Annotated in this window: 3 protein-coding genes; all 3 read left to right on the top strand. The window is 66.0% G+C overall.

The annotated features are described in order from the left end of the window. Positions 1-18 precede the first annotated feature (18 nt). Positions 19-2,673: a pyruvate dehydrogenase (acetyl-transferring), homodimeric type gene (gene aceE / locus Q5Y72_RS19480; RefSeq protein ID WP_305965048.1), complete on the top strand. Its 2,655-nt coding sequence runs from the start codon at positions 19-21 to the stop codon at positions 2,671-2,673. Positions 2,674-2,695: 22 nt separating this feature from the next. Next, entirely contained in the window at positions 2,696-3,973 is a 1,278-nt protein-coding gene (aceF, locus tag Q5Y72_RS19475; RefSeq protein WP_305965047.1) for a dihydrolipoyllysine-residue acetyltransferase, read from the top strand. Between the two features lie 14 nt (positions 3,974-3,987). Continuing rightward, the coding region (locus Q5Y72_RS19470) for a biotin/lipoyl-containing protein (RefSeq protein ID WP_305965046.1) at positions 3,988-4,580 on the top strand (593 nt) is incomplete at its 3' end.

Here is a 4,580-nt window from a genome sequence, read left to right as displayed (position 1 = left end):
AGCTAAAGGAAGCCAATGATGACAGAGCTTGGTCCCGACATCGATCCGGTCGAGTCGCAGGAATGGCAGGATGCGGTCGCCGACGTGATCGAACGCGACGGCCCCAACCGCGCGCATTTCCTGCTGGACAAGGCCGTCCAGCAGGCCCGCGCGGCCGGTGCGACACTGCCCTTTTCCGCAACGACGCCCTACCAGAACACCATCCTCGCCGAGGATCAGCACGAGTTTCCCGGCGATCTGGACATGGAATGGCGCATTCGCACGATCAACCGCTGGAACGCCATGGCGACCGTGGTGCGGCGCAACAAGGAATCCAGCGAATATGGCGGCCACATCGCCTCATTCGCCTCGTCGGCGGTGATGTACGATGTCGGGCTGAACCATTTCTGGCGCGCCCGTTCGGCCATCCACGGCGGCGATCTGGTATTTTTCCAGGGCCATGTCGTGCCCGGCATCTATGCGCGGTCCTTCATGGAGGGCCGGATCACCGAGGACCAGCTGCTGAACTTCCGGTCCGAGGTCGCGGGCGGCGGGCTGTCGTCCTATCCGCACCCCTGGCTGATGCCCGACTACTGGCAGTTCCCGACCGTCAGCATGGGGCTGGGCCCGCTGATGGCGATCTACCAGGCGCGGTTCATGAAATACATGCACAACCGCGGCCATATCGACATGGCCGACCGCAAGGTGTGGTGCTTTCTCGGCGATGGCGAGATGGACGAGCCCGAAAGCCGCGGCGCCATCGACCTGGCGGTCCGCGAACGGCTGGACAACCTGATCTTCGTGGTCAACTGCAACCTCCAGCGCCTGGACGGCCCGGTGCGCGGCAATGGCAAGATCGTGCAGGAGCTCGAGGGCGATTTCCGCGGCGCGGGCTGGAACGTCATCAAGCTGCTGTGGGGCAAGGGCTGGGACCAGCTTCTTGAAAACGACACGACCGGGCGGCTGCGCCAGCTGATGGACGAGACGGTCGACGGCGACTACCAGACCTTCAAGTCGAAGGACGGCGCCTATATCCGCGAGCATTTCTTCGGCAAGTATCCCGAAACCGCCGCGCTGGTCGAGGACTGGACCGACGCGCAGATCTGGAGCCTCAGCCGCGGCGGCCATGATCCCGAAAAGGTCTATACCGCCTTCCGTCGCGCCTCGGACACGAAGGGCCAGCCGACCTGCCTGCTGATCAAGACGGTCAAGGGCTATGGCATGGGCACCGCGGGCGAGGGCCAGAACACCACCCACCAGCAGAAGAAGCTTGCCGAGGACCAGTTGCGCGCCTTCCGCGACCGCTTCAAGATCCCGGTCTCGGACGAGGATCTGCCCAAGGCGCCCTTCGTCACGCTGAACAACGCCCAGAAGGCCTATCTTGAGGACCGCCGCAAGGCGCTGGGCGGCGATTTCCCGCAGCGCATCGCCGCATCGCCACGGCTGGAGATTCCGGGCCTGGATGCCTTCAAGGCACAGCTTGTGGGCAGCGGCGAGCGCGAGATCTCGACCACCATGGCCTTTGTGCGGATCCTGACGACCCTGATCCGCGACAAGAACATCGGCAAGCATGTCGTGCCGATCGTGCCCGACGAAAGCCGCACCTTCGGGATGGAGGGGCTGTTCCGTTCGGTCGGGATCTACAATCCCGAGGGGCAGAAATACACGCCCGAGGATCGCGAGCAGATGTCCTACTATCGCGAGTCGGTGGACGGGCAGGTGCTGCAGGAAGGCATCAACGAGGCCGGCGCGATGGCCGACTGGATCGCCGCGGCGACGTCCTATTCCAATCACGGCGTGCCGATGATCCCGTTCTTCATCTATTATTCGATGTTCGGGTTCCAGCGGATCGGCGATCTGGCCTGGGCGGCCGGCGACAGCCGCGCCCGCGGCTTCATGCTGGGCGGCACCGCCGGCCGCACGACGCTGAACGGCGAGGGGTTGCAGCACGAGGACGGACACAGCCACATCCTTGCCGGAACGATCCCCAACTGCATCAGCTATGACCCGACCTTCCAGTACGAGGTCGCGGTGATCGTCCAGAACGGGCTGAAGCGGATGTATCAGGATCAGGAGGACGTCTATTTCTACCTGACCCTGATGAACGAGAACTATGCCCATCCCGACATGCCGGCAGGCGTCGAGGAGGGCATCATCCGCGGCCTTTACCGTTTCCGCGAGGTGAAGAGGCCCGGCAAGGCGCATGTCAACCTGATGGGGTCGGGCACCATCCTGATGCAGGCGATCAGGGCGGCGGACATGCTGGCGGCGGATTACGGCGTCACCGCCGACATCTGGTCCGCGACCAGCCTGAACGAGCTGGCGCGCGAGGGCCAGGACGTGCTGCGCTGGAACCGGCTGAACCCGCTGGCCGAACAGCGGGTGCCCTATGTCACGCGCGCACTGTCGAAGGCGACCGGCCCGGTTCTGGCGGTCACCGACTACATGAAGAACTATGCCGAGCAGATCCGCGCCTTCGTGCCCGGACGCTTCACGGTGCTGGGCACCGACGGCTTCGGCCGCTCGGACAGCCGGGTGAACCTGCGGCGCTTCTTCGAGGTGGATGCGAACCACATCGCCGCCGCCGCCATGGTCGACCTGTTCCGCGAGGGCGCGATCGACGAGGCGACGCTGCGCGATGCGCTTGGCAGATACGAGATCAACGGCAACAAGCCGAACCCCCGGCTGGTCTGAACCGGGACGAGGAGACAGGAAAATGGCAATCGACGTTAACGTGCCGGACATTGGCGATTTCTCGGATGTTCCGGTGGTCTCGGTTCTGGTGAAGGTCGGCGACAGCGTCGCCAAGGAAGACCCGCTGATCGAGCTTGAATCCGATAAGGCCACAATGGAGGTGCCCAGCCCGGTGGCGGGCAAGGTCGCCTCGATCCTGATCAAGGAAGGTGACAAGGTCTCGGAAGGCGTGCTGATCCTGACGGTCGAAGGCGAGGATGCCGGGACCGCAGCGCCGGCCCCGGCCGCCGCGCCGGCCGCCGCGCCCGAACGGGCGGCGTCCGCCGCCCCCGCCGCAGCCGTCCCGCCTGCCGGGGGGCAACCCAGTGCGGTGACGGATTCGGGCTTCGGCAAGGCCCATGCCTCGCCCTCGGTCCGGGCCTTCGCGCGGCAGGTCGGCATCGACATCGGCAAGGTCAACGGCACCGGGCGCAAGGGCCGCATCCTGCGCGACGACGTGATCGCGCTGCTCAAGGCCGCCAGCGCGCCCTCGGCAGCCACCGGCGGCGCCGCGCAGGGTGGCATGGGGATCCCGCCGATCCCGGTGATCGACTTCTCGAAATTCGGACCGGTCGAGAATGTCGAGATGGCCCGCATCAAGAAGATCTCGGGGCCCGCGCTGCATCGGTCCTGGCTGAACGTGCCGCATGTCACCCATCAGGAAGAGGCCGACATCACCGAGATCGACAGGTATCGCAAGGAACTGGACGACGAGGCCAAGAAGGAGGGGTATCGCGTCACCCTGCTGGCCTTCGTGGTCAAGGCCAGCGTCTCGGCGCTGAAGAAGCACTGGGAATTCAACTCGTCGATCCATCCCGACGGCGACAAGCTGATCCGCAAGTCCTACTACAACATCGGCTTTGCGGCGGACACGCCGAACGGGCTGGTGGTGCCGGTCATCAAGGATGCCGATCGCAAGGGCATCATCGACATCTCGAAGGAGCTGGGCGATCTCAGCGCGAAGGCCCGCGCCGGAGAGCTGAAATCGGCCGACATGCAGGGCGCGACCTTCACCATCTCGTCGCTGGGCGGGATCGGCGGCACCGCCTTCACCCCGATCGTTAACGCGCCCGAGGTGGCGATCCTCGGGCTGACCCGCTCGCGCATGGCGCCGGTCTGGGACGGCGAGGCCTTCGTTCCGCGCAACATGCTGCCGATGTCGCTCAGCTACGATCACCGCGCCATCGACGGCGCGCTGGCCGCACGCTTTGCCGCGACGCTGAAATACCTGCTCGGCGACGTGCGCCGGATCATGCTGTGAAAGGGGGGGCGAACATGGAAGTCACAGTCCCGGATATCGGCGATTTCTCCGACGTTCCCGTCATCACCGTCCTTGTCGCGGTCGGCGACATGGTCGCGAAGGAAGACCCGCTGATCGAGCTGGAATCCGACAAGGCCACGATGGAGGTGCCCTCGCCGGCCGCAGGCAAGGTCGTCTCGATCGCGGTCAAGGAGGGCGACCGGGTGTCCCAAGGGGCGCTGATCCTGACGCTTGAGGCCGCGGGCGCCGACGCCCCGGGCAAGGCCGCCCAGGCGGCGCCCGCAGCCGCGGCGCCCGCCGCTGCCGCCCCGGTGGCCGCCACCGGGACCGCGACGGGTCCGGGCGACATCCATGCCGAGATCGTCGTGCTGGGCTCGGGTCCGGGGGGCTACACGGCGGCGTTCCGCGCGGCCGATCTGGGCCGGAAGGTGGTCCTGATCGAGAAGAACCCGACCCTTGGCGGGGTTTGCCTGAATGTCGGCTGCATCCCGTCAAAGGCCCTGCTGCACGCCGCGAAGGTCATCACCGAAGCCGAGGAGATGGCCGGCCACGGCATTTCCTTCAGCGCGCCTTCGGTCGATCTCGACAGGCTGCGCGGCTGGAAGGA

The organism is Paracoccus spongiarum (genome assembly GCF_030732095.1).
Classification (GTDB): Bacteria; Pseudomonadota; Alphaproteobacteria; order Rhodobacterales; family Rhodobacteraceae; genus Paracoccus; species Paracoccus spongiarum.
Note: the sequence above shows the minus strand (reverse complement) of the source record. Positions and strands in the feature narration are given on the sequence as shown.